Below are 3,142 nucleotides of genomic sequence, written 5' to 3'. Positions count from 1 at the left end.
AGAGGAGGGTTTCCCGCAAGGGCCGGTGATCGCCCCTTCTTCTGTGGCGATCGCCGGCACCTTGGAGGTACCGTGGCCCCGTATGCGCACCCGCCGGTAACAGATGGCGAACAATGTTTGTCGAGACATCGGCCATCGCCGGACTGATCGCTGGTGCGATCGGTCCTTCTCGCCGATCGTTTCGGCGGCCTCAGTTCGCCTTCCGAATTGACGACGTCACGACGTCATCCAAAAACGGGACCGGGCCGGTCGCGCTGCTTCGATCCTCGAGGGAAAGAACGATGAGCAGAACGGTACCGACGAGCGGGGCCACCAAGATCAGGAAGTTGAATGGACGGCAGATCCACCGTGAAGAACGGTGTTCGACCCTAAAATCAAATTTGTCGTCCTGATCATCGCTCATGCGGGCCCTCATCTGAAACCTCATGTTTCACGGAGGACAGATAAGCCGTCAGGCTTAACAAGCAGCTAACTGGCTGTGGGCGCGCGGCCAAGCGCCTCGTGGTACCAGTTCAGCATTTGATATCGACCGTCGCACGGTATTGGCGGAAACGCTCTCCCGCTACCACCATTACAGTGCTAAGCACAGCATGCGGTTTCTTCTTCGGAAGGTCCAAAAGATCCGCTATTGCTCCCTTCACGAAAAGCTCGACCTGACCTCGTTCCTCGCACGGGTGAACCTCGATTGAGGTCACCAGGGAGCGGATTTCGCAAGCCATCTGCATCGAGTCGTTCGATTGCAACCCGAGTTGCAGCTCCTCGATCTTGGCACGATAGGAGTCGATTGATGCGGGTCGAAGCTCGACTACCTTTGTTGACGCGCGCAGGAAGTCGAGACTGGCGACCAACCGTGCCTTCTCCGCTTCCAGTTCGCGCAACTTTGCCTTCAGCGAGATCGTCGCTGCTCCGTCGGCGATGGCATCGACTATATTCCGGATCTGCTTTACCAGTCTGCCGAGTTGCCTCTCGCCTTCGCGCAGCTCGCGATCAGCACCGCATTCAACCGCTTCTGCTCCGCCTGGTATTCGCTCAGGAACTCCGCGATCACCTCCGGCGCCAGCAATCGGCGCTTGATCCCCTCGAGCACATGAACCGTCCCGGGTTTGGCGGAGACCCCAACTCGTGAGAAGTAGGGTCTATGACAAGCAAAACGACGAACAAATTTTCTCCTGAAGTCCGCGCCCGCGCCGTTCGAATGGTGACAGAACATGAAGCCGAACACTCATCGCGCTGGGCGGCGGTATCATCGATAGCGGCCAAGATCGGTTGCTCTGCCCACACGCTGTATGAGTGGGTGAAAAAGTCCGAGGTGGACAGCGGCAAGCGAGCAGGTCTGCCGAGCGATCTCGCCGAGAAGATGAAGGCTCTGGAACGGGAGAACCGCGAGCTTCGTCAGGCGAATGAGATTTTACGCAAAGCCTCGGCGTATTTTGCCCAGGCGGAGCTCGACCGCCCACTGAAGCGATGATTTCCTTCATCGACGAACACCGCTCGGTGCTCGGGGTCGAGCCGATCTGCAGACTGCTGCCGATTGCCCCGTCCACCTATTATGAGGTTATCGCCAAGCGCACGGACGTGGGCCGCCTATCGGCCCGCGAACGGAGTGATATTGCCCATGGCTCGTCCGCTTTATCGGCAATGACGGATTGAAAAAGGATCAAAAGGATGCCGCCCGTCACCAAAAGCGTGGCGAACGCTCCATCATGAAAGCGGGCTATTGAAGCGACTTAGAAATGCTTGTCTCTTGTGTCGCGTTATAAGGCCTCTGCCTTTGTTTTCCGTATTTCGGCGGGCGTCATTCCGGTCCAGTTTTGAAACGCCTTGAAAAAGGAGTTTGGCTCCCGGTATCCAAGCAGTATGGAGATTTCCTCGTTGCGCAATCCCTCACCCAAAAGGTAGTGCATTGCGAGCGACTTGCGGGTTTCTTGCAGGAGTGAGCTGAAGGTCTGGTTTTCCTCGCTCAGCCGCCGCTGAATGCTGCGAGTGCCGAGATTGAGACGCAAGGCCACATCCTCAATCGAGGTTTCTCCGTTTGGCAATATGTCCTGGAGTATCAGCTTTATCTGGGCGGAGAGCGACATATCCTTGACGCGTAATTGCAGGCGCTTCTGCAAATACGTTTCCATGGAAGCGAGAATATCGCTGTTTGCTGTCAATAGCGGATGGTCCAAATCAGCCTTGTCCAGAATGAGCGCGGCGACCTGCTCCTCCGTTGGCTCAACACCCACATGTTCGATTACTGCATCATTGATCAGCCGCTTTCCCCTGACTTGCATGGCAAGCGGAACGATGTGCCGATTGGAAAATCTGCGACAGCATTCAAGAAGCTGCAAAAGCGTGGTCAGCTCAACCCATTCATGCAATTCAAAGTCGCGAGCGGCATGTGTCAGATATAGTTCGCACCGGTCGCCTGACTGCTGAATACGCAGATGAGTGGGGCCGAGAAGAACGCCATAACGGGCAAAATTTGTAATGCCGGCGCCTACCGTTTTGCTGGCCGAAAACGCCAGCAAAACACCGGTCAGTGGTGTGGACGCCATCGCGCGGGCAATTATCAGCGGCAAGGTCTGCATGTCGCACAACTTTTCAAGTGTGTCGAAAAGCGCGCCATATTGCTCTGCCGTAAGAGTTGCGCCATCGCTCTGCAATGCTTCGAGGGAGAGCCCCGCCTGGCGCGCGATTTCGACAGAATCAATGCCAAATAACTCCCCCATCTGCAGCGCTGCCGCCTCGATAGGGAAGACTTGCTGTTCCTGTTTTCCGCCTAACATAATCATGATCCCCAGATATCGTCGCCGCCATATATGTGTGCAGTTCAAAATGGAAGAGGCGTTTTCATTTGTCGCGAATTAATAGACGATTGGCATGAACGGATTGTGTTTTTTTGATTGATTCTGTTGCATTTTTTAACAACGAAGGTGCGAGTGTCCGATTCGGCGCGGCCTTCATGGTGCGGCATTTTTTTTAAGATCGAGAGAGTTTTGGGGCAAGTGGCGCAGACGCATCTGCGCCGACCGGTTTTGCAGAATGGGTGGGGTCTCGTCTGTGGCGGCCAGATTGAAATGTCCGTTCCGGCGCAAAGTTGAAATGTCACTTTGGGCTGCCGCACGGCACTCCGACCAGCCCCGATCTGACCGGCTGG

General features: G+C 55.7%; 5 protein-coding genes, 1 pseudogene and 1 other annotated feature. Of the genes and pseudogenes, 1 reads left to right on the top strand and 5 read right to left on the bottom strand.

The genetic code is table 11. The features are described from left to right. Positions 1-190: 190 nt before the first annotated feature. The 3 genes from NHF53_RS22600 to NHF53_RS22590 all read right to left on the bottom strand — a co-directional run bounded on the left by NHF53_RS22600 (position 191) and on the right by NHF53_RS22590 (position 1,087). Positions 191-403, bottom strand: a complete 213-nt coding sequence (locus NHF53_RS22600) for a hypothetical protein (protein ID WP_252836208.1) — start codon at positions 401-403, stop codon at positions 191-193. 109 nt (positions 404-512) lie between these two features. Then, positions 513-878, bottom strand: a complete 366-nt coding sequence (locus NHF53_RS22595) for a hypothetical protein (protein WP_252836207.1) — start codon at positions 876-878, stop codon at positions 513-515. A gap of 65 nt (positions 879-943) precedes the next feature. Then, on the bottom strand, positions 944-1,087 hold the full coding sequence (locus NHF53_RS22590) for a hypothetical protein (RefSeq protein ID WP_252836206.1): 144 nt from the start codon (positions 1,085-1,087) through the stop codon (positions 944-946). 51 nt (positions 1,088-1,138) lie between these two features. Between NHF53_RS22590 and NHF53_RS22585 the strand changes: the two are divergent. Continuing rightward, positions 1,139-1,614: pseudogene (locus NHF53_RS22585) on the top strand (transposase); the annotation flags it as partial. Beyond that, positions 1,423-1,539 (top strand) — a sequence feature (AL1L pseudoknot). (Overlaps the previous pseudogene by 117 nt.) Before the next feature lie 140 nt (positions 1,615-1,754). Here NHF53_RS22585 and NHF53_RS22580 read toward each other — a convergent pair. Together NHF53_RS22580 and NHF53_RS22575 are read right to left on the bottom strand one after the other, a co-directional pair. Next, positions 1,755-2,777 (bottom strand): AraC family transcriptional regulator, encoded by a 1,023-nt coding sequence (locus NHF53_RS22580; protein ID WP_252836205.1) that lies wholly within the window; start codon positions 2,775-2,777, stop codon positions 1,755-1,757. A 168-nt stretch (positions 2,778-2,945) separates the two neighbouring features. Then, positions 2,946-3,142 (bottom strand): hypothetical protein (locus tag NHF53_RS22575; RefSeq protein WP_252836204.1); only part of this gene is annotated, 197 nt, incomplete at its 5' end.

This window comes from Ciceribacter sp. RN22 (genome assembly GCF_024054295.1).
Classification (GTDB): Bacteria; Pseudomonadota; Alphaproteobacteria; order Rhizobiales; family Rhizobiaceae; genus Allorhizobium; species Allorhizobium lividum.
This window is presented reverse-complemented; position numbering and strand designations above follow the sequence as displayed.